Annotated in this window: 23 protein-coding genes and 1 other RNA gene; 11 read left to right on the top strand and 13 right to left on the bottom strand. The window is 30.3% G+C overall.

Annotation, left to right across the window (positions count from 1 at the left end):
• Positions 1-132 precede the first annotated feature (132 nt).
• Positions 133-440, top strand: an RNA gene (rnpB, locus tag B2989_RS06495) — RNase P RNA component class A.
• A 36-nt stretch (positions 441-476) separates the two neighbouring features.
• Here the strand turns inward: rnpB and rsmD are convergent.
• From rsmD to B2989_RS06480, 3 genes are read right to left on the bottom strand one after another with little or no spacing between them, the layout of a single operon-like run.
• Complete coding sequence (gene rsmD, locus B2989_RS06490; protein ID WP_145001564.1) at positions 477-1,034, bottom strand: 16S rRNA (guanine(966)-N(2))-methyltransferase RsmD; 558 nt, start codon at positions 1,032-1,034, stop codon at positions 477-479.
• Complete coding sequence (locus B2989_RS06485; protein ID WP_292946004.1) at positions 1,034-1,855, bottom strand: DUF3822 family protein; 822 nt, start codon at positions 1,853-1,855, stop codon at positions 1,034-1,036. The genes rsmD and B2989_RS06485 overlap by 1 nt, the downstream gene beginning before the upstream one ends.
• A complete protein-coding gene (locus tag B2989_RS06480; RefSeq protein WP_292946001.1) occupies positions 1,839-2,579 on the bottom strand; it encodes a hypothetical protein in 741 nt (246 codons plus the stop codon). The genes B2989_RS06485 and B2989_RS06480 overlap by 17 nt, the downstream gene beginning before the upstream one ends.
• A gap of 122 nt (positions 2,580-2,701) precedes the next feature.
• Here B2989_RS06480 and B2989_RS06475 point away from each other — a divergent pair, with 122 nt between their 5' ends.
• Genes B2989_RS06475 through B2989_RS06450 form a run of 6 tightly spaced genes read left to right on the top strand, consistent with a single transcriptional unit; the run spans position 2,702 to position 7,873 of the window.
• The gene (locus B2989_RS06475) at positions 2,702-4,132 is read left to right on the top strand and encodes an ATP-dependent DNA helicase (protein ID WP_292945998.1); all 1,431 of its coding nucleotides are present in this window, start codon (positions 2,702-2,704) and stop codon (positions 4,130-4,132) included.
• A gap of 35 nt (positions 4,133-4,167) precedes the next feature.
• Positions 4,168-4,896 (top strand): 3-deoxy-manno-octulosonate cytidylyltransferase, encoded by a 729-nt coding sequence (gene kdsB / locus B2989_RS06470; RefSeq protein WP_292945995.1) that lies wholly within the window; start codon positions 4,168-4,170, stop codon positions 4,894-4,896.
• Positions 4,887-5,591 carry an HAD family hydrolase gene (locus tag B2989_RS06465; protein WP_292945993.1) on the top strand — a complete coding sequence of 235 codons (705 nt, stop codon included), beginning with the start codon at positions 4,887-4,889 and terminating at the stop codon, positions 5,589-5,591. Before kdsB ends, B2989_RS06465 begins: the two co-directional genes overlap by 10 nt.
• Positions 5,592-5,594: 3 nt before the next feature.
• Positions 5,595-6,212 (top strand): CatA-like O-acetyltransferase, encoded by a 618-nt coding sequence (locus B2989_RS06460; protein ID WP_292945990.1) that lies wholly within the window; start codon positions 5,595-5,597, stop codon positions 6,210-6,212.
• 28 nt (positions 6,213-6,240) lie between these two features.
• Positions 6,241-7,323, top strand: coding sequence for an iron-containing alcohol dehydrogenase family protein (locus tag B2989_RS06455; protein ID WP_292945987.1), 1,083 nt, complete (start codon positions 6,241-6,243; stop codon positions 7,321-7,323).
• A 1-nt stretch (position 7,324) separates the two neighbouring features.
• Positions 7,325-7,873 (top strand): 1-acyl-sn-glycerol-3-phosphate acyltransferase, encoded by a 549-nt coding sequence (locus tag B2989_RS06450; RefSeq protein ID WP_292945984.1) that lies wholly within the window; start codon positions 7,325-7,327, stop codon positions 7,871-7,873.
• A 179-nt stretch (positions 7,874-8,052) separates the two neighbouring features.
• Here B2989_RS06450 and B2989_RS06445 read toward each other — a convergent pair whose 3' ends face one another.
• Positions 8,053-9,507: a TonB-dependent receptor gene (locus B2989_RS06445; RefSeq protein ID WP_145001572.1), complete on the bottom strand. Its 1,455-nt coding sequence runs from the start codon at positions 9,505-9,507 to the stop codon at positions 8,053-8,055.
• A 93-nt stretch (positions 9,508-9,600) separates the two neighbouring features.
• Between B2989_RS06445 and B2989_RS06440 the strand changes: the two genes are divergently transcribed.
• On the top strand, positions 9,601-10,362 hold the full coding sequence (locus B2989_RS06440) for an MBL fold metallo-hydrolase (protein WP_292945979.1): 762 nt from the start codon (positions 9,601-9,603) through the stop codon (positions 10,360-10,362).
• A 14-nt stretch (positions 10,363-10,376) separates the two neighbouring features.
• Positions 10,377-10,874 (top strand): hydrolase, encoded by a 498-nt coding sequence (locus B2989_RS06435; RefSeq protein WP_292945976.1) that lies wholly within the window; start codon positions 10,377-10,379, stop codon positions 10,872-10,874.
• A 76-nt stretch (positions 10,875-10,950) separates the two neighbouring features.
• On the opposite strand, the gene B2989_RS06430 is transcribed toward B2989_RS06435, so the two are convergent.
• The 4 genes from B2989_RS06430 to B2989_RS06415 are packed head-to-tail and all read right to left on the bottom strand — an operon-like array spanning position 10,951 to position 15,110.
• Positions 10,951-11,598 (bottom strand): alpha/beta hydrolase, encoded by a 648-nt coding sequence (locus B2989_RS06430; protein ID WP_292945974.1) that lies wholly within the window; start codon positions 11,596-11,598, stop codon positions 10,951-10,953.
• The gene (locus tag B2989_RS06425; protein WP_292945971.1) at positions 11,598-11,930 is read right to left on the bottom strand and encodes a hypothetical protein; all 333 of its coding nucleotides are present in this window, start codon (positions 11,928-11,930) and stop codon (positions 11,598-11,600) included. The genes B2989_RS06430 and B2989_RS06425 overlap by 1 nt, the downstream gene beginning before the upstream one ends.
• A 4-nt stretch (positions 11,931-11,934) precedes the next feature.
• On the bottom strand, positions 11,935-13,185 hold the full coding sequence (locus tag B2989_RS06420) for a dihydroorotase (RefSeq protein ID WP_292945968.1): 1,251 nt from the start codon (positions 13,183-13,185) through the stop codon (positions 11,935-11,937).
• Complete coding sequence (locus B2989_RS06415) at positions 13,182-15,110, bottom strand: vWA domain-containing protein (RefSeq protein WP_292945964.1); 1,929 nt, start codon at positions 15,108-15,110, stop codon at positions 13,182-13,184. The genes B2989_RS06420 and B2989_RS06415 overlap by 4 nt, the downstream gene beginning before the upstream one ends.
• A 151-nt stretch (positions 15,111-15,261) precedes the next feature.
• On the opposite strand from B2989_RS06415, the gene B2989_RS06410 reads away from it, so the two are divergent.
• A complete protein-coding gene (locus tag B2989_RS06410) occupies positions 15,262-17,151 on the top strand; it encodes a peptidase M61 (protein ID WP_292945961.1) in 1,890 nt (629 codons plus the stop codon).
• A gap of 101 nt (positions 17,152-17,252) precedes the next feature.
• Positions 17,253-17,576: a DUF6799 domain-containing protein gene (locus B2989_RS06405; protein WP_292945958.1), complete on the top strand. Its 324-nt coding sequence runs from the start codon at positions 17,253-17,255 to the stop codon at positions 17,574-17,576.
• A 48-nt stretch (positions 17,577-17,624) separates the two neighbouring features.
• Here B2989_RS06405 and B2989_RS06400 read toward each other — a convergent pair whose 3' ends face one another.
• The 5 genes from B2989_RS06400 to B2989_RS06380 form a co-directional block, all read right to left on the bottom strand.
• Positions 17,625-18,821: a sensor histidine kinase gene (locus tag B2989_RS06400; protein WP_292945955.1), complete on the bottom strand. Its 1,197-nt coding sequence runs from the start codon at positions 18,819-18,821 to the stop codon at positions 17,625-17,627.
• 68 nt (positions 18,822-18,889) lie between these two features.
• On the bottom strand, positions 18,890-19,654 hold the full coding sequence (locus B2989_RS06395) for a TIGR02757 family protein (protein ID WP_292945952.1): 765 nt from the start codon (positions 19,652-19,654) through the stop codon (positions 18,890-18,892).
• A gap of 119 nt (positions 19,655-19,773) precedes the next feature.
• Positions 19,774-20,406, bottom strand: coding sequence for a hypothetical protein (locus B2989_RS06390; protein ID WP_292945950.1), 633 nt, complete (start codon positions 20,404-20,406; stop codon positions 19,774-19,776).
• Positions 20,407-20,413: 7 nt separating this feature from the next.
• The gene (locus tag B2989_RS06385) at positions 20,414-20,962 is read right to left on the bottom strand and encodes a CPBP family intramembrane glutamic endopeptidase (protein WP_292945948.1); all 549 of its coding nucleotides are present in this window, start codon (positions 20,960-20,962) and stop codon (positions 20,414-20,416) included.
• A gap of 3 nt (positions 20,963-20,965) precedes the next feature.
• Positions 20,966-21,625, bottom strand: coding sequence for an ABC transporter ATP-binding protein (locus tag B2989_RS06380; RefSeq protein WP_292945945.1), 660 nt, complete (start codon positions 21,623-21,625; stop codon positions 20,966-20,968).
• Between the last annotated feature and the right edge of the window lie 29 nt (positions 21,626-21,654).

Raw genomic sequence — 21,654 nt, 5'->3', positions numbered from 1 at the left:
AAATAGCAGGTTAATTAGGAAGTCTTAGCCTTGATTTTATTTATAGTTATCAACAAATTTAAAATATAGGTAATGGTTAAAACTATTTAAAGTTTCTAGCTTTAAAAATGTTTAGTTTGTTGTAATTTTGCAGCAGTAAATCGCCTTATCGCTTTAAATTTATTTTAAAGAGGAAAGTCCGGACACCATAGTGTAATCATAGTGGCTAACAGCCATCCATCGAGAGGTGAGGAAAAGTGCAACAGAAAGTATGTACAGGTCATGCTGTAGTGAAACCAGGTAAACTCTATGAGGTGCAATACCATGTATACTAACGTTTGAGCGTGCACGCGCGATTGTTAGAGGGTAGGTAGCTAAAGCGTGTTGGTAACAGCAAGCTCAGATAAATGATAAGGGCTCCTTAGGGAGTACAAAATCCGGCTTATAGATTTACTTATTTATAAAAAAAAACCATCTATTATAGATGGTTTTTTTGTTTATTCTTCTTCGTCTGACGCTTCATTCTCAAAAAAGCTAAATACATTTCCGCCATAACTTTTGGAACGTACAAACTGCTTTAAGTTTGATAAGTCTGTGTGCTTGGAATGTTCTATTATTAATAATCCTTCAGACTCTAAAAGGTTATTTTCAAATACAAGCTCTGGTATTTTAGAAAAGGCTTCTTCTGTAAAGTCGTATGGTGGATCTGCAAAAATGATTGTATGTTGCTGTTTTGTTTTTTCTAAAAACTTAAAAACATCACTTTTTATGGTTTGGATATCCATTTCAAAACTTTCAGCAGTTTCATTAATAAATTTTATACAGCCATAATCTTGGTCTACACACAAAATTTCTTGTGTACCTCTAGAAGCAAACTCGTAACTTATGTTACCTGTTCCTGCAAATAAGTCTAATACAGAAACATCATCAAAGTAAAATTGATTATTAAGTATATTAAACAAAGCTTCCTTAGCCATATCTGTTGTAGGCCTTACAGGTAGCTTTTTAGGTGCTGTAATTCTTCGTCCTTTAAATTGTCCTGATACAATGCGCATTATAAGCTTTTTAGTAAGGTGAAATATGAGTAATTTGTTGTTGGTGTCTTTGTAAAATTATAGGTATCCATTCTATTTCCAAAAGATACGTTTCGGATGTATTTATAAGTGATGTTATATAAATCATCTTCCTTATTAATTAATCCTAGTAAAACTAGTTGTAGTGTTTCTGGATTAAGCTGTAATTGTTCTAAAGTAAATAAAAGATAATAAATGTAATCTTCTTTTGTATGATATTCAAAGGTGTTATAAAGTAGTAATCCGCCTTCTTTAATAGCTATTATTTCAAAGTTATTAGTATCTATATTTACGTAAACTTTGGTCACGCTAGAATGCTTTTCTTTAACTAATAATTGTTCTATTAATATAGTAGAGAAGTGCTTGTATGTAAAACTACCATATTTATCAAATATATAGTTGTTTATATTAGTAAACGGAACATAAATATTAACGCTTTCATTGGTAATAATTTCGTCAAAAGTAATAAAGTCAGTTTTTAAAATCTTGGTATTAAATTTTAAATAATCTGCTAAATAATCTTCTTTAAACAATGCTTTTGGTACTAAGGTGGACCAATCATTAACATGTATTATGTTAATTGAGGAGAAGTTTTGATTTAAAATTTCTTCCGTATTAAAAAGGTGTATTACTGCGTCTAGAAGTTCTGTTGGTGTTTTTTTTATACTAAAGACCTGAGATTTTAACTCGATAATGGTTTTAGTATCTGGGTTTAAAACACAAAAAGAAAGTCCACTCAAACTAATTTGAATGGACAGTTCTAGGTTGGTTAAATGATTATATTCCTTATTCGTTTGAGCCATAAGTTTTAGGCCAGTTTCCAATTGTTTTAGCAGAACTCATCGATCCTACACGTAAAGCATCACCATTAACACCTTCAACAGATATTACTTGGTTTTCTTTAAGAACTAAATTTTTATCTTGATCAAAAAGAATATCGTCTTTTTTAACAAATGCTTCAAAAACAGGAATTTTATTACCATTTTTATCTTCAATTTCTCCAGCATCCATAGTAAACTTAGTACCATCTTTACCTACAGGAACATTCATCATTTGTTTATATCTATCTGATCCTTTAAATAATCTTTCTTTAACAGATTCAAATCCAATTGTATCAGTGATAACAATATCTTTATAAGACGTCACACCACCATAAGCTTTAGTTCTTTCTTCATCAACAACACTTGAGTCTCTTCTTTCTATAATAGTAAATTTACCATTTTCGATAAATTTAATTAAAGAGTCGTAACTTTTAGTAAACTTACCAGTTACAGTTCTGTGTGCTAATTGAGAATCTCTAATATCAATTAAACGGTTAATAGCTGAAGCATATCTTTTTTCTTTTAATTGATTAAATTTTATCTCACCATAAACAGAGTTAAAAGTTAAATATCCTAAAAAGATAATAAGGCCCCAAAGCGCAATAGTAATAAAAGGTTTTGCTTTTGTTGGAACAAATTTATCAATAAGCCAAACAATTAAAATGGTTAATAGGATTGCTCCAATTATAATAAGTGCTAATTTCATAGTGATTTATTAAATTTAATTAAGGTCTGTGACAAATCTACAATTTTTTTTTATTCGTAAAAACCATTGTTGGTAAAAATGATTTATATATTTGATAAAAAGTTTTCAATCCACACTATTTAATGACCAGTTCGCAATTTTATTCCCTTATAAAACAGCATTTTCCGTTTAATCCGACGTCAAAACAAGATATTTTACTTTTACAACTTTCTGAGTTTATTTTAAATGAAAGAGAAAATGGCGTGTTTTTGCTAAAAGGATACGCAGGTACAGGTAAAACCACCATTATTGGTACGATTGTAGCCAATTTATGGCAAGCAAAAAAAAGTGCTGTGTTAATGGCTCCAACAGGTCGTGCAGCAAAAGTTATCTCTAATTATTCTAAAAAAGAAGCGTTTACCATCCATAAAAAAATATATTTTCCTAAAAAGGAAAAAGGTGGTGGCGTAAAATTTGTTTTACAACCAAATAAGCATAAAGACACCATTTTTATTGTTGATGAAGCGTCAATGATACCAGATTCGCCTAGCGATTCTAAACTTTTTGAAAACGGATCACTTCTGGACGATTTAATGCAGTATGTTTATCAAGGACATAGGTGTAAATTGTTACTTATTGGTGATACAGCCCAATTACCACCTGTAAAATTAGATTTAAGTCCAGCGTTAGATGAAAACACGTTGAGCTTAAACTATAATAAGTCAGTTACCAAAATGGAACTAGATGAAGTAGTGCGACAAGGCGAGGATTCGGGAATATTAGAAAACGCTACGTTATTAAGAGAGACCATTGCAGGAAGTTTTTATGATAGTTTTAAATTTAACTTAAATTCGTTTAAAGATATTGTTAGGTTGGTAGATGGATATGAAATTATGGATGCTATAAATGACTCCTATAGTAATCTAGGGTACGAAGAAACTAGTATAATAGTTAGAAGTAACAAGCGTGCTAATTTGTACAATCAACAAATACGCAGTCGTATTTTATTTAGTGAAAACGAGTTGTCTGCAGGAGATTTTTTAATGGCAGTTAAGAATAATTATTTTTGGATAAAACCAACCTCTGAGGCAGGATTTATTGCAAATGGTGATATTATTGAAGTGCTTGAAATTTTTAGCATAAAAGAATTGTATGGTTTTAGATTTGCAGAAGTAAAAGTTAGAATGGTGGATTATCCTAAAATGATACCTTTTGAAACCGTTTTGATGTTAGATACCATAGAAGCAGAAACACCATCTTTACCCTATGAAGACTCTAATAGATTGTATCAAGAAGTCCAAAAAGACTATGAAGATGAAAGTAGTAACTATAAAAAATTTATGAAAATTAAAGGCAATAAGTACTTTAACGCACTTCAAGTTAAATTCTCTTATGCCATTACATGCCATAAATCGCAAGGTGGACAATGGAATACCGTTTTTGTAGAACAACCCTATTTGCCTAACGGAATAGACAAAGATTATTTAAGGTGGTTGTATACAGCAATTACCAGAGCAAAAGAAAAATTGTATTTAATAGGTTTTAAAGACGATTTTTTTGAAGAAGACCATTAAATTATTATATTTTTATACTCCAATTTAATTCTTAGATGAAAATAATAGCAATGATTCCTGCACGATATAGTGCGACACGTTTTCCTGGTAAATTAATGAAAGATTTAAACGGAAAACCTGTAATTACGCGTACCTATGAAGCTACAGTAAACACAAATTTGTTTGATGATGTTATCGTAGTGACTGATAGTGATATCATTTTTGACGAAATTTCTAAAATTGGTGGTCATGTAATGATGAGTCAAAAAGAGCATGAGTGTGGTAGTGATCGCATTGCAGAAGCTGTAGCGGATTTAGATATTGATATTGTTATTAATGTGCAAGGCGACGAGCCTTTTACTGAAGTTGAATCGCTTAAAAAATTAATTCAAGTTTTTAAAGAAGACAAAGAACAGCAAGTTGATTTAGCATCATTAATGGTACACATTACCGATTGGGACGAAATTAAAAACCCAAATACAGTAAAAGTAATTGTGGATCAAAATAATTTTGCATTATACTTTTCTAGAAGTCCAATACCTTATCCAAGGGATGAGACTGTATCTGTTAACTATTACAAACATAAAGGGGTATATGCTTTTAGAAAACAAGCCATATTAGATTTTTATAATTTACCAATGTTAAGCCTTGAAGCTTCAGAGAAAATTGAATGTATTAGATATCTAGAATACGGAAAACGTATTAAAATGGTCGAAACTAATGTACAAGGTGTAGAGATTGATACTCCAGAAGATTTAGAAAGAGCAAAAAAACTATGGAAATAGATTATAGTCAAATAAAGGTCATTGGTTTTGATGCTGATGATACTTTGTGGATTAACGAAACCTATTTTAGAGATGCAGAGTTGGAGTTTGCTAAATTACTAAGCCCATTTGAAACTGCTAATAAAATAGACCAAGAGCTATTTAAAATGGAGATGAAAAATCTTCCAGTCTATGGCTATGGAGTTAAAGGCTTTGTGTTATCAATGGTCGAAATGGCTTTGGAGTTATCCAATAACACAGTCTCAAATCAAACCATATCTAGTATTTTAGACATTGGTAAAACAATGATTAATAAAGAAGTAGAGCTTTTAGAAGGTGTTGAGCAAGTATTACAACAGCTTTCCAAAAAGTATAAATTAATAGTCGCTACAAAAGGCGATTTACTGGATCAAGAACGTAAACTTGAAAAGTCAGGTTTGTTAGATTATTTTCACCACATTGAAGTATTAAGTGATAAAAAAGAAGCAAACTATTCCAAACTATTAAACCATTTAGATATAAAACCTTCAGAGTTTTTAATGATAGGTAATTCTTTAAAATCGGACATACTACCTTTAATTAATATTAAAGCAAGCGCTATTCATGTACCGTTTCATACCACATGGTTGCATGAGCAGGTGGACGTAAATGTTAATCAGTCAAAGCAATATAAAACAATTAAAAGTCTATTAGACTTACCAAAACTATTACAATAATTAGTGAAGACTTTAGATATAAATACTTGGAACAGAAAAGAACATTTTCAACACTTTTCAAAGTTAAAAGATCCCTATTTTGGAGTCACTATACCTTTTGAAGTAGGTAACGCTTACCAGTATGCAAAAGATAATAACGTCAGTTTTTTTGGCGTTTATCTTCATGCTTGTATGCAAGCTATAAATGCTGTAGACAATTTAAAATATAGAGTAGTGGAGGACACTATTCAAGTGTACGATACGATACATGCATCTGCAACAATTATGCGAAGTGATAAAACTTTTGGATTTTCATTTATAAATTTTACCGAAGATTTAGATGGGTTTTTAATTAACTTATCTAACGAAGTAGATAGAATCGAAAACAGTCCATCTCTTTTTCCTCCAGTTAATGGTTTAAATTGCGTACACTGTTCAGCAATACCTTGGCTTAATTTTTCAGGTCATAAAGAGCCTGTTTCAGGTGAAATGGACTCAGTGCCTAAGCTAGCATTTAGTAAAGCTGTAAAGCAAGATAATAAGTTAATAATGAATGTTGCTATTAATGTAAATCATGCCTTAGTTGATGGATATCATTTAGCATTATTTTCAGAAATGTTTCAGAAAAACTTAAATAAGTAATAAATTTACAAACTAAGACGACAAGTCAATGAGTTATAAAAATTTTCCAATGGTGTCCAAAGTTATATTTGGACGAGGTAGTTTTAATCAATTAAGCGATATTATAGAGCCTAAGCGGTTAAATACTAGTGCGCCATTTATATTTTTTGTAGACGATATTTTTAAAGGAGATGCGTGGTTAACCTCCAGAATACCTTTGTCATATTTAGACAAAGTGGTTTATGTTTCAACATTGGAAGAACCAAAGACAGAGCAGGTTGATCAATATGTGGAGGATATTATTTTAAACTTTAAAGAACGACCATCTGGTATCATAGGTATTGGTGGAGGTTCTATATTAGATATTGCAAAAGCAGTTGCCATTATGTTAAATAATGATGGTGAAAGTAAAGATTATCAAGGTTGGGATTTAGTTAAAAATTCAGCTGTATTTCACGTAGGTATACCTACAATATCAGGTACAGGAGCAGAAGTTTCTAGAACAACTATTTTAACAGGACCAGAACGTAAATTGGGTATTAATAGTGACTTTACTCCATTTGATCAAGTGCTTTTAGATCCAGAATTAACTAAAGATGTTCCTAAAGATCAATGGTTTTATACAGGTATGGATTGTTACGTACATTGCATAGAATCGCTAAGTGGAACATATCTAAATGCTTTTAGCCAATCTTACGGAGAAAAAGCTTTAGAGTTATGTCAAGAAATATTTTTAAGTGATGATTTATCAGAGCAAGAGTCTCAAGATAAATTAATGATGGCTAGTTGGCATGGAGGCATGAGCATTGCTTATTCTCAAGTAGGTGTAGCACATGCGATGAGTTATGGTTTAGGTTATTTACTAGGTGTTAAACATGGTATTGGTAATTGTATTGTTTTTGATCATTTAGAAGCGTATTATCCTGAAGGTGTTGCTGAATTTAAAAAAATGAAAGCCAAACATAATATAGTTTTACCTCATGGTATTTGTGCCGATTTATCAGATAAGGACTTTGATGTTATGATTAATGTAGCTTTAAGTTTAGAGCCACTTTGGGAAAATGCAATTGGTAAAAACTGGAAAAAAACTATTACTCATGATACGCTAAAAGCGTTATATCAAAAAATGTAATATGCACTGGTTAGCTAAACTTATATATTTTAAGATAATGGGATGGAAGGTTGTTGGTAATACTAACTTTTCAAAAGATATTATTAAAAAAGCGGTTATTATATCTGCTCCTCATACTAGTAATTTTGATTTTATTATCGGAATTTTATTAAGAAAAGTGACACAGGTCAAAACTAACTTTATAGGTAAACAAGAATTATTTACTTGGCCATTTGGTTATTATTTTAGAGCAGTTGGAGGTGTGCCAGTGGACAGAAAAAATAAAGAAAATAAAGTACAAACTATAGCTAAATTGTTTGAAAACAAAGAAGAATTTAGATTAACATTAGCACCAGAAGGCACTAGAAGTAAGGTTGACGAATGGCGTACTGGATTTTACTACATCGCTAAACAAGCTAATGTGCCCATTATTATGTTTACGTTAGATTTTGGTAATAAGCAAAATACTGTTTCAGAGCCTTTTTATCCTACAGATAATATGGAGGCGGATTTTAAATTTATGAAATCTTTTTTTAAAGATGTAAAAGGTAAGATTGAAAAAAATATATAGTTGCAATCTTTTTTTTCAAAAAATTAATTTTTGGTACGACATTTGATTTTACTAGTATGTAGCCTAAAATGAAACATAAAGTAAACTATAAGTCCCTAAAAAGAAACATTGACCACTACAAACAAAAGCGACTTTAATAAGTCATTAAAGTCGCTTTTATTTATTTAAAATTATAGTAATTAGTTTTTATTTTGAATTTCTTCAATTTCGCAACCAAATAAGCTTTGTTGCATAATTAATTTAGAAACCCCTTCAGGTAGCATACTTTGCCAACCTTCTTCACCATCACAAATCATTTTTAATACTGTTCTAGAAAATACATTTAAAGTGTTAGGATCATAATCTGTAATATCTACAACCTTACCATTATATTTAAAGAATTTGTATAATTCTTTCATTCTAGGATGTACTTTTAAGTTATCACTTGTTGTTAATGAACCATCCTCATCACGCATTGGATAAAGGTATACGCGTAGATCTTTGAAAAATAATTTTCCAAAAGCTTCTAATATACCACCACTTAAATGTCTGTAATATTTCTCGTCAAATATATCTACTAAGTTATTAACTCCCATAGCTAATCCCATTCTACTCTTAGAATATTGAGAGAAGTATTCTACTAACTTATAATATTCCTGGAAGTTAGAAATTAACACCGTATGACCTAAAGAACATAAAAGTCTAGCACGATCCATAAAATCTTGCTCATCAATCTCGCCTTCAGCTCTTAGATTAGATAAAGTAATTTCAAAAATTACTTGAGTATTATCCTCATCTACTTTATTTTCTTTAATAAACATATCCAATGACTTTTCGTACATGTCAATGTTTACTTTGGTTACTGGTCTAAAACTACCACGTAACGCTAATATATTTTTCTTGTAAAGGACTCTAGCAGGTAACACGTTATTTCCGTCAGGAGCAAACATGACAGCATCTGTCATTCCGTTTTTAACTAGTTGTAAACTCATTAAACGGTTATCTACATCTTTAAATACAGGACCAGAAAAATTAATAGTATCAATTTCTATTTGGTCTTTATCTAAATGGTCATATAAATAACGCAATAATTTTCTAGGTTCATTGTACTTGTAAAAAGCACCATATATAAGGTTTGTACCTAAAATACCTAAAGTCTCTTGTTGCAATCTTGCATCATTTTCTTTAAATCGAAGGTGCAATACAATCTCATTATACTCTTCTTCAGCTGGATCTATTTGGTATTTAATTCCAACCCATCCATGACCTTTGTATTTTTTTGCAAAATCAATTGTAGCCACAGTATTTGCAAAACTGAAAAACATCTTATTTGGATTTTTTTCACGATCAATACGCTCTTCAATAAGTTTTATTTCATGAGAGACCATTTTACGTAAACGCGCTTCGGTAACATAACGTCTGTCGTTTTCAATTCCGTAAATAGCATCACTAAAATCTTTGTCGTAAGCAGACATAGCTTTTGCAATAGTCCCAGAGGCACCTCCAGCTCTAAAAAAGTGGCGTACAGTTTCTTGTCCTGCACCTATTTCGGCAAACGTACCGTAAATATTTTCGTTTAAGTTAATACGAAGTGCTTTATCTTTTAAAGAGGGAATATTTTCAAATTCTTTATCTCCTTTTAGCCTAATTTCCATATAAAAATCCCTATGATGTTAAGTTTTACAAAGGTACCAAATAACTATATCAAACAAAAAAAATAACTTATTTTTGTGAGAAATAATCATCAAGTGAAAATAACATTTTTAGGCACAGGAACATCACAAGGAATTCCAGTAATTGGAAGCACACATCCTGTATGTTTAAGTAAAAATCCTAAAGACAAACGTTTACGCGTTTCTGTTATGATAGAATGGGAGGATAGTACGTTTGTAATAGATTGTGGTCCTGATTTTAGACAGCAAATGTTACATGCTAATCCGGAAAAAATTGATGCCCTTTTATTTACGCATGAGCATGCAGACCATACCTCTGGTTTAGATGATATAAGACCATTTTGTTTTAGACAAGGTGAATTGCCCATTTATGCGCATAAGCGTGTAATTGAGCAACTTAAAATAAGGTTTGAATATGTTTTTGCAACAACAAACAGATATCCAGGTGCACCAACTGTAGCAGTCAATACCATTACAAATAAACCTTTTACGATTAATAATTTGCCAATAATCCCTATTGATGGCTTACATTATACATTGCAGGTTTTTGGTTTTAGATTTGACAAGTTTGCTTACCTAACAGATATTAAAACCATTTCTAGTTCCGAATTAGATAAACTTAAAAATTTGGATGTTTTGGTAATAAATGCGTTAAGAGAAAAAGAACATATTTCACATTTAAATTTAGAACAAGCGCTGGAAATTATTAACATCATCAAACCTAAAAAGGCCTATTTAACACATATTAGTCACTTATTAGGATTTCATGACGAAGTACAACAAAAGCTGCCAGACAATGTATTTTTGGCTTACGATAAACTAGAAATCACTATTTAAACTATTTATATAAAATGAAGAACAAAATCTTTATGTACCTGTTTATTTTTACATCACTAATTGTGGTGTTTCAATATGTTAATTCTAAAAAAATATTGGATGACAGTGCAAAACGAATGGAAAAACTAAAGGAGAGATCAGTTGTACTACAAGACTCTTTAAATCTTCAAAACGAAGAGTTATCTGATTTGACATTATTTGATTTAAGATATAGTCAAGAAGCTAAAGATTATTTTTATAATAAAAAATTGGATAGCGATGTTATGATTCCTTATATCAAAAACGAATTATATAAATTAAATGAAGCTGAAGGTGACCATCCTTTAATACCCTTTGCAGCTTCCGAAGGAAGAAAAATGCAGTTTAATACTATTAAAATGCTAAATCATAGATGGATTATTGCAGATTTTTCTGATGGTAGTTATTGGGGAGAATTACTAATTAAGTACTTTATAACAACAGATAAAAAAATAGAATTTGAAGTTTTAGACTATTTACTTTATACTAGATAGAAAGTAAGTTGTTTAAACAGAAAAGCCCAAATTAAGTTATAAGTTTAATTTGGGCATTTTATTTTGTGATAAAATTTTAGATCAAGTGTTGCAACCAATCTTTAAACTCGTAAAAATTTTGAGGTGCTACACCATGTCCAACAGGAAACTCGTTAAATTGGTTTTTGATGTTTAAAGCCGATAAAAATTTAGGTGTTTTTCTAGCCCAATCCACAGGAATTACTTGATCAACAGTACCATGAGAACAATAGAAGTTTAAATGTTTATAGGCAGAAGCGTCTTTAACTTCAAATATATCTTCATTTATATATCCACTTAAAGCTACAATATTGTTTACTTTTTCTGGATAGGTTAAGGCAACAGCATAGCTTAAAATACAGCCTTGACTAAATCCAAGTAAGGAAACATTATTTTTATCTACTGGATAATTAGCTGTAGCCTGATCTATAAAATTAGCTATTAAATCTCTAGATTGTTTTGCTTGCTCATTATCACTCCATTTTCCCTGATCTGCATCAAAATTAATTGCATACCAAGCATTACCATAAGGTTGCATTGGATAAGGCGCTCTAACAGATATTATAAAAAGCTCTTCTGGTAATTCTGCAGCAAAACTAAATAAGTCATTTTCGTCACTACCATAGCCATGAAATAGGATTAGTAGTGGAGCATTGTCTTTTAAAGACGATGGTCTAGTTATGTGATGTAGGTTAAAGTTTTCCATTAGTTACCAAGTCCTTTAAATAGTTTTTGAAAAATTGGTCCAACAAAAGGAATAGGTTTCATTGTTCCATTAATAGCAGTCATTACTCCTAAAAATAAAAGTGCTCCCATGCTTACCCAAAAAGCAATTGAGATTTGCATATTATCAAATTGACTAACAAAATAGCCAATAATCATCCATAAAAGACATAAGCCTAAACCTTGTCTGTTATGAAAACTTGTAAAGTCGTTTTTCTTTTCGCCATTCATTATTATTGCTATGACGCTACCAATTATGGTTAGGTAGCTAATTACAGCTAATGATTTACCTTCTTCAATTGTTTGTTGGTTCATTGTATTATAATACTATTTTGTTATTTGCAATTATTCCGTATGCTTTTCCTTTTAATTCTTGTCCTAAAAAAGCACTGTTTTTTGATTTTGAAACAATATCAGTTTCCGCGAAAGCGTATTTAATATCTGGATTAAATAACGTTATATTAGCTATTTGACCTTCTTCAATAGTGTTGTTATGTTGACCAAATCTTGCTTTACCTTTTGTAAGTAATTGAATGGTTTTTTTTGTAGAAAATAAGGTGTTTAATGCGCCAAATGCACTTTCTAATCCTATGGTACCAAAGGAAGCATGATCAAATTCTACTTTTTTATCTTCTATGGTCATTGGATTATGATCACTTGTAACCATATCTATCGTGCCATCTTTTAAACCTTCAATTAATGCATCAATATCTTTTTGTATTCTTAACGGTGGATTAACTTTGTAATTAGTGTCAAACTCTTCCAAAACAGCATCTGTTAAACATAAATTATGGATGGCTACACTACAGGTAACGTCTAGTTTTTTTTGTTTAGCTTCTCTTATTAATGCAACACTTTCGGCTGTTGAAATTGTTGGTATGTGTAGCTTTCCGCCTGCATACTCTAACAAAAATAAATCTCTAGCAACTTGCATTGCTTCAGCTAAATTAGGACTACCTTTTAAACCTAATGAAGTGCTTGTTAATTCTTCGTTGACAATGCCTTTACCAGAAATTCTTGTTTCTAAAGGAAAAGAGCATACTAATCCGTCAAAATTGCTTGCATATTGTAATGCGATTTTTAACAAATTAGGGTTAGTTATTGGCTTTTTGTAATCGGAAAACGCTACAGCTCCTGCGTTTTTCATATCAAAAAGTTCGGCTAAATCTACACTGTCGCTATTTTTAGTTAACGCACCAATTGGTAACAAGGTTACTGCTTGATTTTGCGCTTTGGAAAGTACAAAAGCCACATTGGCATTAGTATCTATAATTGGAAAAGTATTGGCCTGTAAGGCAATAGTTGTAAAGCCTGACTTAGCTGCAGTTTTTAGACCATTATCAATTGTTTCGCGATCTTCAAAACCTGGTTCTCCAAAACAAATACTACTATCAAACCAGCCTTGAGATAGGTGTAAGTTGTCTAAACTTATGGTTTTATAATTGTTAGTATTTTCTATGCTTGTAGCAATTTTACTAATCTTTCCTTTTTGAATTAATACGTCACAAACCTGATTATGAAAAGGGCTTGAAGAATCAATTATTGTTGCTGTTTTTATTAAGACGTTCATTTAAAATATTTTAAGATGAGCATTTCTAGAATTAATAAAGCTAATGCCAAAATTACAAACCATTTCCATAATTGGTTAACTTTACTATCGTTATTTATTGAATCAAAAATATTAGCTATTGAGTCGCTAACAGTGATGTTTTTGTAATTATCCAAGTTAATATAGGTTAAATCACTTTCTGACCTATCGTAATTATAACTTACATTTTGGATGATTTCGGTTTTATTTTTTAAATCGTAAACACCAGCTTGTTCTGGTAAATCATTGGTTTTAATAACCACTTTATTATTAAAATAATTTTGCTCTGGGATGATTTTGTTTTCTCCTTTTACTAATGTTAGCACTGCGTCTTGTTGTAAATTAATAGCAACATCGTAATTATTATCTTGTCCAATAGTATAATATAACGTACCTGTATTTAAACTTTGTTTGGCAATGTTGTAAAACGTAGGTACAATTAAATTTATATTTTTAAAATTAGAATTAGTATCGTTTATTGGAGCTGAAAATAAATACAAATTTCCGTTTTGAGACAAAAAGGATTTACCGTCTTCAAATTGTAAAACGTTAGTTGCTTTAACATTATTTTGCGGATAGTAACGTTCTACTTTTGGATATTGAAAATTATCAACGCGTTTTTCAAACACACCATTTGTGTATAATGGATGGCTATAATTTATGGTAGTAATACGTTTTTGTGTAGTTAATAAATCTCCAAAAGGAGAGGTGTTAAAACGTTGTAAGAAGGTATTATAGTCCTTAAGATTACCTTTGTCTGAAGGGATTAAAACAACATAACCTCCATTGTCCGTAAATACTTTTAATGCAGTAGTTAGGCTTTCTGGTATCGTTTCAATTTCATCTAAAATCACTAAATTTTGAGCATCAAATAAACTATAATCTAATGTATTGGATTGTATTGAAGTAAATTTAAATTCGTCTTCCGTAAAAATTCTGCTTAAATAATTGCCACCAGAGTTACTAATCGATAATATGTTTGTTTTAGTAGGTTTATTAATATTAAAATATAAGGTGTTATCAAATTGTAATTGTGTGTCATCAATGGTAATTTTTCCTTTTATAATTTGATTATTTGGAAGAGAAAACACAGTAGTACCTTGCCCATTTACTTCAACTGAAGCCTTAGATAGTAAATTATCATTATTGTATAATGAAACCGGAATATTACTAGTTGCTGTATCATTGTTTTTTAAAACAACAGTTAATTCTAAATTATTAGCATTTTGACTAGAAACATATACACTATCAATGGTTGTATTGGTTTTATTTACAGGTTTTAAATTAACTAAATTTAAAGTAGATGTTGAGTCTGAATCAATATTAAAGTCTGTATTTTTTTGCTGGAAATCTGATATAAATATCACATTTTTAAGCGTGTTAGCCTGATTAGAAAACGATTGCTTTGCTTTTAATAACGCTGCATTGTAAGCTAGTTGACTAGAGGAGTAATCTAATTGCAATAATTCGTTTTTTATTGCTTTTATAGTGGTGTTTTTGTAGCTATCTGTGTTGGTTATAAGCGATAAGGTTTCGGTTTCAGGAATGGTTTCAATTAAATCTTGGATAGCACGTTTAAGTAATTCGCCTTTGTTTCCTTTGGCTTGCATACTAAAGGAGTTATCTAGATAAATAACCATCTCTTTTTTAGCATTAAACGTATCTGTTTTTGAAGTAAAAGGTTGCGCAAAAGCTATAATTATAGCAGCTAAAAGCAATAGTCTAGTAAGCAGTGTTAACCATTTTTTTATGACTGCACTTTTTCTAGTTTGTAATTGGATTTTTTTTAAAACAGCAACATTTGTAAAATACTCTTTTTGGAATTTTCTAAGCTGAAATAAATGAACAATAATGGGAATAAGCAGTAAGAAAAGCGCGTAAAGAAGTTCGGGATATTTAAACTGCATTAATTTTAAAGTTTGTCAAAGATAATAATTGCATTTATATAAAGCCTATTTCAAAATTAACAATTTAACAAAAACTTAGTGTCAAGATTGTGTAACAAATTTTATTTTTGAGCGTCTTCTAAACAAGACCATTAACAAATAAACATAAAAAATGAAAAAACTTTTAGTAACAACTATTGCAACAGGACTATTATTGGTTGGATGTAATAGCACAAAAACATCTGACAAATTAGCGTCTCAGTCGCCAATTGTAACCTCTATTGATTTGTCTAAAGTACTTAATGACAAAGCACCTGTAACAATTAATCCAGGACGTTTTACAGAGCAAATAGTAACGTATAGACTACCTCGAGTTGTTCAAGGGACGTACTCTGTAAGTGATTTTGGAAAATATGTAGACGACTTTAAAGCGTTTGATTATAAGGGTAATGAGTTGCCAACAGTTAAAGTAGACACTAATACTTGGACTATTGCTAATGCTACTCAATTAGATTATATTACTTATAATGCTAATGATACTTTTGATCAAGAAGTAACAGGTGGAATAGGTGGAGAGGCTCCTTTTTCTCCAGCAGGAACAAATATAGAGCCTACTAACTACGTGTTAAACTTACATGGTTTTATAGGTTATTTTGACAACCTAAAAGACAGCCAATATAGTTTAGATGTTACTGCACCTGCAGATTTTAAACGTACTTCTGCTTTACAAGAAACTGGCAAAACAGTAAGTAAAGATGGTAAATTAGCAACATCAAGTTATTTTGCACCACGTTATTTTGATATTACAGACAATCCAATGTTTTATGGTGATTTAGATGTCGAAGAATTTCAGGTTGGAGATATCAAAATTGTACTAAGTGTATATTCTCCAAACAAAGTGCATAGTGCTGCAAGCATTAAAGAAGTAATGCAAAAAATGATGCAAGCACAAAAAACATATTTAGGAGACGTTAATAGTACACCTCGTTACGATATCTATTTATATTTATCTGAAGGTAAGCCAGAATCACCAAAAGGTTTTGGAGCTTTAGAGCACCACACATCTACTGTAGTTGTTTTAGAAGAAGATATGCCTTTTGAAGCTTTAGCAGAAAGTATGATTGATGTAGTATCTCATGAGTTTTTTCATATTGTTACACCATTAAGTGTGCATTCTGAAGATGTACATTATTTTGATTATAACCAACCAACATTTTCTAAGCATTTATGGATGTATGAAGGTGTAACAGAATATTTTGCAACACTTTTCCAAGTGGATCAAGATTTAATTGACTCGGAAGAGTTTTATGGAGATATATTAGGTAAAATTCAAACTTCAGCTAACTTAGATGATAGCATGAGTTTTACGGTAATGAGTGAAAACGTTTTAGATGAACCTTACGCACCACAGTACTATAATGTATACATGAAAGGTGCCTTAATTGGTATGTGTATTGATATTATCTTACGTGAAGAGAGTAATGGTAACAGAGGTATTTTATCTTTAATGAAAGAATTATCTAACAAATACGGAAAAAACAAACCTTTTGAAGATGATAAGTTAATAGAAGAAATTACTGCAATGACTTATCCTAGTGTTGGCGAATTTTTAAACACACATGTTGTTGGTGGTACACCAATAGATTATTCGGTTTACTTTAAAAAAGTAGGATTAAGTTTAGATACTGGAAAAGTTAAAACTAACTACATCCAAAACGACGGAACTTTAATTTTTGCTCCAGATAGAGCAACAATGACTATTCCTTTTAGCGAAGCGGTTAAGGATAATAGTTTTTGGAATGACAATGGTGTATTACCAGGAGATGTTTTAAAATCAGTTGATGGTAAAGAGTTAACTTTAGCTACAGCACAACAAATTTTAACTGCAATGTACATGTGGCAACCAGGTACAGACATTAATGTTGTTTTAGATAGAAAAGGAGAAGAAATAGTTATTAAAACTAAATTAACTCAGTCTTATACTAACGGAACAAAATTAGTCGAAGATGCTAACGCTACAGATGCACAAAAAGCAGTAAGACAAGCTTGGTTAAAAGGCTAAATATTTGATAAAAAGTTTGGCATAAAAGTTGAAATGTTTAACTTAGAGAATGATTTACAACTAATTATAAAATCATTTGGCTAAACTTAAAAATATATAAAATGAAAAAATTAATTCTTATTGCATTTACCGTTTTTCTTGGAATCAATACTATGATGGCTCAAGACGCTAAACAGATTGAAGATTCTAATTATGTTATACTTTTAGATAGTAAAGTGTTTCATTACACAGCAGATGGTGTCGCACCATTAAAAGGAGATTTAAAATTAAATAACGGAACAATTGTAAAAAGTGATGGTACGTACATTGTGGACCAAAAAACTTTACAATTAAAGGATGGACAATGCTTAGGAATGAGCGGTACGCTTTACAAAGATCAAGAGACTTTGACTAAAAAGCTTATGAAGCAGATGAAAAAATCTTAGTTTATCACTCAAAAATTTAAAAAGCCTAATCGAAAGATTAGGCTTTTTTTATTTAGAGATGGTAAAGGTAAAAGTGCTACCTATGCCAATTTGGGATTTTAAAACAATATCACCATTCAGTTTTTTGACTAAGTTTTTTACAGTAAACAATCCAATTCCAGTCCCTTTATTACCTTTTACGTCTGTTTGATTGTTGTTATTAAATAATTTAAATACTTCGTTTTGTTGCTCTTGCGCAATACCAATTCCATTATCTGTCACAGAGAAAATATGAAAATTCTTATTTTCAGAATAGTTTAAAATAACCTCTGGATTTGGTTTGTTGTTATATTTTAAGGCGTTGTCCACTAAATTTATTAAAATTTGAGTAACAGCAGCTTTATTAATAAATATGTTTTGGTTTTTTGTATTTGTTTTAAATTGTAAACCGTCTAACAGATGAATGCGTTTAACTTCTTCAAATAGCGTATTTAAGGCAATGCTTTGTTTATCTTCATTTAATAGCTCGTTAGCTTTATAATGAATTAAAATTCCGTCAATATAATTTTTAAGAGAATCTGCAGACTCCTCAATATAATTAATGTAATCAATAGATTCTTCAGTAAAAACATTACCTTCTTCTTCCTTTAAAAAAGCAGTTAAAGAAATAATGTTAGCTAATGGAGATTTTAAATCGTGAGACACGTGACTAGCAAATTTGCTTAAATCAGCATTACGCTCTAATAACTCTTTTTTGGATTCATCCAAAAGCCTATTATTTAATCTTAGATCAAATAAATTCATAACTTGTTTACCTAAAGTTATAAGGGCTTTTTTCTGAATTTCTGTTAGTTGTCTAGGTTCATGATCGTAAACACATAATGTCCCTAAAGCTAAGCCATCTTTGTTACGTAAAGGGACACCAGCATAAAATATAGCATTAAATTGATCTATTAATGGATTATCTTTAAAACGATTATCTTTTCTAGAGTCTTCTACCACAAAAATATCTTGACTTTGTAATATAGCATGACCACAAAAAGAGATGTCTCTTGGTGATTCTTGAACATTTAAACCATGATGAGATTTTAAAAAATTACGGTCTGTATCAAGTAAGGTAATTAAAGAAATTGGTACTTCGCAAATAGTCGCAACTAGACTTGTTATATTATCAAAATCACTTTCTGGTAAGGTGTCTAAAATCTTATATTTTTTAACTTCGGATAAGCGTTCTATTTCGTTTTTGGGAAAATCTGGTACAATCATAAATGGATAGTTCTACTTACATTTTGAAAATGTATGTACGAAAATAATGATATTATAGTTTTAAAAGATTAAAATTTTTCAAAAACACCTAATCCAAATAATGCAAAATCATATTTTACTGGATCGTTAGGGTCTAATAGTCTTAAACTTGAGTCTAATTGGGCTAATGCTTTGCCATCATTTTGTTTTCGTTGTAATAATCCTAATTTTCTAGCCACATTACCAGAATGGACATCTAAAGGACATGATAGTTGGGCAGGAGATAGGCTAGTCCAAATCCCTAAATCTACATTTGTATTATTAGGTCTTACCATCCATCTTAAAAACATATTGATACGCTTTGCAGCACTATTTTTTAAAGGATCACTAATATGTTTTTGTGTTCGTTGTAGGTGTTCGATTTCAAAAAAAACATGCTTAAAATTATGTATAGACTTTTGCAAACTATCCTTTTCGGAATGTTTTTTAAACACAGCTTCTAAACCGTCATGATTTAAATAAATGTGTTGTAAACCTTTTATAAAAGTTATAAAATCTAAACCATTAAATGTGCGATGTACAAACGATTCTAATTTCTCTAAATCTGATGGTTCATGATTCATTACAAAATCAAAAGGTGCTTGATCTAATAATTGCATCATTTTATGTGCATTGGTATTTATACTTTTTCTATTTCCCCAAGCAATTGTAGCACTTAAAAAACCAGCAATTTCAATGTCTTCCTTTTTACTAAATAAATGCGGAATTTGTATTGGGTCACTATCAATAAAATCAGGTTTGTTATATAGCTCTACTTTAGCGTCTAAAAATTCTTTTAACTCTTTGTTAGTCATTAATTATTTTGTTATTAATGTTTTATTTGTCAATAGTAAAAGTACTATTATCTAAAGTTTGTATGTTGAAAATTTAGTTAAAATCAAGTTTGAAAATAGGCCAAGCTAAATTTATCGTCTTAATTTTGGTTAAAATCGCTGTCTAATATAACCCAAGTATTGTTTATCTTCTTAAATTCAAAAAGCTCTCTACTTGTGTCGTTATAACCATTTATAATAGTTTTGGACATTAATATAGCATATGTAAAATCACTATTAAATAAAGGAACTGCTAAATTATGGTAAGTATATTGATCCGCTATTGAATTATACTTACGCAAAGCATCTTGGTAGACTTTTAAATTAACAGCAGCATTATTAGCGTTATAATTATCTTCAGCTTCTAGCATTGAATACTTTAGTTGATCCAAAGTATTTATAGCATTTGAGTCAATAATTTTTACATTTTTTATAGGTAGAACTTTCCAGTTTTTAAATGTAACCTTTAAGTGATTATCAAAATCACTACTAGCAAATGAATCATTAATTTTTTTAATAAAATAGGGTAATTGTCGCTTGTAATTATAACTGAGAGTTACTTCGTGTATTTGTCTATAGTTTAATCCTTGAGTATCAAATTGAGGAAAAAACGCTTGGTTTAAAACAGCTAGAGTTTCTGATTTATAACGGTCTGAAAAATCTACTTTTTGCGATTTACAAGCACTAACTATTATTGTTAGCAGCAGTATAAAAAAAGTGATTAAATTTTTCATTTTTAAATCATTTATCCAAGAATAATACAGCCGGAATTACTAAAATCCCGTTGTAACTAGCATGTAAAAACATAGAATAGATTAATCCTAAACGCACACGTACATAACCAAATACTGATCCTACCACCAATTGTGGAGCTATTAATAGTGGAGACAATAATAGTATTTGAGGTGTTATTTCGAAATTAAAAATATGTACATAACCAAATATAATAGTAAGCATGTAAAAGCCTAACTTAAAATATTTTTTATTAAATAAGGTCATAGGACCTCTAAATATTAATTCTTCAAGAACAGGAGCTAATATAACAGCACTTAGTATAATATTGATTTTAGATTGCTCTTCTAATAATTTATTTATTGAGTGTGAATCAGAACTGTAAAGACCTAAAGCTTCTAATATAATAGTTAATAGACCAAATCCCATACCAAGCATAATACAAAGTGGTATACATTGTAATACCAACCCCATTTTTTGCTTAAATGTAGCGTGCTTTAAAGGTTTTAACCGTGGATTTTTAATGTAGTTAAAAACAGATTTAAAAAGTATAATCATATTTTAAACTATTTTTCCATCTACCATTGTTAATTTACGATCAGCCAAATTAGCTAAGTCTGCATTGTGAGTAACAATTACAAAGGTTTGTCCAAATTGATCACGCAGTTTAAAAAATAGATTATGTAAATTTTCGGCACTTTCGCTATCTAAATTCCCTGAAGGTTCATCTGCAAAGATTAACTCTGGATTGTTTATTAAAGCTCTTGCTACAGCGACACGTTGTTGCTCTCCACCAGACAATTCGTTTGGTTTATGGTTGTATCTATGAGATAGACCTAAAAAATCAAGTAGCTCCTTAGCACGTTTTTCTGCATCAGATTTACTAGTGCCTTTTATAAAAGCTGGAATACAAACATTTTCTAAAGCGGTAAACTCTGGCAGTAATTGATGAAATTGAAAAATAAATCCAATATTTTGATTTCTAAATTGTGCCAATTGCTTTTCTGATAAACCTGTAATTTCTTTACCGTTTATTGTTAATTGACTGTCGGTTTTATTTTCAATAAAATCTAAGGTTCCTAAAATTTGTAACAATGTTGTTTTTCCTGCGCCAGAAGCGCCAACTATGGATACAATTTCACCTTTTTTAATATGTACATCTACACCTTTTAACACGTGTAAATCATCGTAATATTTATGTATATTTTTTGCTTTAATCATAGTCTAATATAAAGTACGGAAATTACCAC

This window comes from Olleya sp. UBA1516 (genome assembly GCF_002323495.1).
Classification (GTDB): Bacteria; Bacteroidota; Bacteroidia; order Flavobacteriales; family Flavobacteriaceae; genus Olleya.
Note: the sequence above shows the minus strand (reverse complement) of the source record. Positions and strands in the feature narration are given on the sequence as shown.

Bases quoted from the DNA above. Each gene is read 5' to 3' on its own strand.
- B2989_RS06430 (WP_292945974.1), bottom strand. From the start codon at position 11,598: ATGGAAAACTTTAACCTACATCACATAACTAGACCATCGTCTTTAAAA.
- B2989_RS06485 (WP_292946004.1), bottom strand. From the start codon at position 1,855: ATGGCTCAAACGAATAAGGAATATAATCATTTAACCAACCTAGAACTG.
- B2989_RS06455 (WP_292945987.1), top strand. From the start codon at position 6,241: ATGAGTTATAAAAATTTTCCAATGGTGTCCAAAGTTATATTTGGACGA.
- B2989_RS06465 (WP_292945993.1), top strand. From the start codon at position 4,887: ATGGAAATAGATTATAGTCAAATAAAGGTCATTGGTTTTGATGCTGAT.
- B2989_RS06405 (WP_292945958.1), top strand. From the start codon at position 17,253: ATGAAAAAATTAATTCTTATTGCATTTACCGTTTTTCTTGGAATCAAT.
- B2989_RS06380 (WP_292945945.1), bottom strand. From the start codon at position 21,625: ATGATTAAAGCAAAAAATATACATAAATATTACGATGATTTACACGTG.
- B2989_RS06435 (WP_292945976.1), top strand. From the start codon at position 10,377: ATGAAGAACAAAATCTTTATGTACCTGTTTATTTTTACATCACTAATT.
- B2989_RS06395 (WP_292945952.1), bottom strand. From the start codon at position 19,654: ATGACTAACAAAGAGTTAAAAGAATTTTTAGACGCTAAAGTAGAGCTA.
- B2989_RS06480 (WP_292946001.1), bottom strand. From the start codon at position 2,579: ATGAAATTAGCACTTATTATAATTGGAGCAATCCTATTAACCATTTTA.
- B2989_RS06420 (WP_292945968.1), bottom strand. From the start codon at position 13,185: ATGAACGTCTTAATAAAAACAGCAACAATAATTGATTCTTCAAGCCCT.
- B2989_RS06390 (WP_292945950.1), bottom strand. From the start codon at position 20,406: ATGAAAAATTTAATCACTTTTTTTATACTGCTGCTAACAATAATAGTT.
- B2989_RS06445 (WP_145001572.1), bottom strand. From the start codon at position 9,507: ATGGAAATTAGGCTAAAAGGAGATAAAGAATTTGAAAATATTCCCTCT.
- kdsB (WP_292945995.1), top strand. From the start codon at position 4,168: ATGAAAATAATAGCAATGATTCCTGCACGATATAGTGCGACACGTTTT.
- B2989_RS06425 (WP_292945971.1), bottom strand. From the start codon at position 11,930: ATGAACCAACAAACAATTGAAGAAGGTAAATCATTAGCTGTAATTAGC.
- B2989_RS06400 (WP_292945955.1), bottom strand. From the start codon at position 18,821: ATGATTGTACCAGATTTTCCCAAAAACGAAATAGAACGCTTATCCGAA.
- B2989_RS06385 (WP_292945948.1), bottom strand. From the start codon at position 20,962: ATGATTATACTTTTTAAATCTGTTTTTAACTACATTAAAAATCCACGG.
- B2989_RS06410 (WP_292945961.1), top strand. From the start codon at position 15,262: ATGAAAAAACTTTTAGTAACAACTATTGCAACAGGACTATTATTGGTT.
- B2989_RS06450 (WP_292945984.1), top strand. From the start codon at position 7,325: ATGCACTGGTTAGCTAAACTTATATATTTTAAGATAATGGGATGGAAG.
- B2989_RS06475 (WP_292945998.1), top strand. From the start codon at position 2,702: ATGACCAGTTCGCAATTTTATTCCCTTATAAAACAGCATTTTCCGTTT.
- B2989_RS06415 (WP_292945964.1), bottom strand. From the start codon at position 15,110: ATGCAGTTTAAATATCCCGAACTTCTTTACGCGCTTTTCTTACTGCTT.
- rsmD (WP_145001564.1), bottom strand. From the start codon at position 1,034: ATGCGCATTGTATCAGGACAATTTAAAGGACGAAGAATTACAGCACCT.